Genomic DNA, 1,347 nt, shown 5'->3' on the forward strand with positions numbered 1-1,347 from the left:
GGGCCGCCGCCTCGGCGACGGCGTCCGGTACCCGCCACAGCGTGCCGATCACTCCGGAGAACCCGACCACCAGGAACGCGGAGGTGAGGTGGATCGCCTCGTCCGCGAGAGCGCGGGGCGTGTACGTCGTCTCGCATGCCGACAGGTACGCGAGACGGCCCCAGCCGCCCCTGCGCGCGGCGATCTCGGCGAACGTCAGATCGAGGTCCGGCAGCAGGAAACGGCTGGTACCCGGGTCGTCCTGGTCCGCCACCGCGTGCAGCGCCAGATGCAGATGGGTGCAGTTGATCAGCGCGTCGATCAGGACGGCCCGCTCGCACTGGGCCAGGTCCAGCGGTTCGACGCCGAGGCGGTCCGCCGCCGCCCTCGCCTCGCGGCGGGCGGCGGGCAACTCCGGCAGTCCCGGCCGGTGCACGTCGGCGTGCACGACGGCCGCCACCGTGCGGTCCGGCACCGCGCCGCGGGCTCGCGCGCGGTGCAACGCGGTGACCGTGGGCGTGTACGAGGACACCGTGCGGTCCACCAATGATTCCGGGGACACCGTGCCGTCCGTCGGCGACCGCGAGGCGTCCTGGGCCGCCGTCGCGGCGTGCAGCGGCAGTCGGCACAGCGCCTGGGTCGGCACCCACCAGACCCGGGGGTCCCGGTCCGTCAACCGCAGTTCGGCGAGGACCGGGGCGGCCACCTCCCGCCACAGCAGGTCGAGCGTCGCCGTGATGCGCTCGTTGGCCCCGTCGACGTCGTCCTGGGCAGCCCGGGGATCCAGCGCGGTGACGACGTCCGCGTGGAACACGTCCGCCACCCGCTCCAACTCGTCCGCGTCCAGGCCGTCCAGCGGCACCTGCCGCAGCCCCTCGGCGGTGAGCAGCAGCGCGTCGCAGCGGTACCCGCTGACGTTCACCACGACGACCGGACCGTGCGCGGCCTCGGCGAGCAGCGACGCGACCGACGGCGGCCGCTGGAAACCGGCCTGCCCGGGCAGCGTCCTGATCCTGCGGATCACGACGTCGAGCTCGGCCTCCAGATCCCGGCGTCGTTCCCGCTCCCGGCCGGTCACCTCCGTCGCCGACGGCGGGGCCGGAAGCGGCAGCGGAGGATGGTCCAGCCGGTCGAGCGCGTCGCGCAGTTCCTCGAAGCGCCGGGCGAGATCGGCGTCGGCGTCGTGGAGGTCCGCGAGGTCGGCGCGGATCCCCGACCGGCGGTTGAGGAGCACCCCGCGGCCGAGCTCCAACAGACTCAGCGCCCGCTCGGGATCCCCGCAGGCCAGGCACATGGCGGCGGCGTCACTGGCGAGACCGGCGGCCTCGGCGAGCCTTCGCTGGGTGTCGAGCCGCTCCAGCCGGCGGG

The 1,347-nt window shown here is 74.8% G+C and carries 1 protein-coding gene; it reads right to left on the minus strand.

Translation table 11 applies throughout. The features are described from left to right. Positions 1-1,347 (minus strand): CHAT domain-containing protein (locus tag AWZ10_RS45630; protein ID WP_159058618.1); only part of this gene is annotated, 1,347 nt, incomplete at both ends.

The sequence above is a fragment of the Streptomyces europaeiscabiei genome (assembly GCF_001550375.1).
Taxonomy (GTDB): domain Bacteria; phylum Actinomycetota; class Actinomycetes; order Streptomycetales; family Streptomycetaceae; genus Streptomyces; species Streptomyces europaeiscabiei.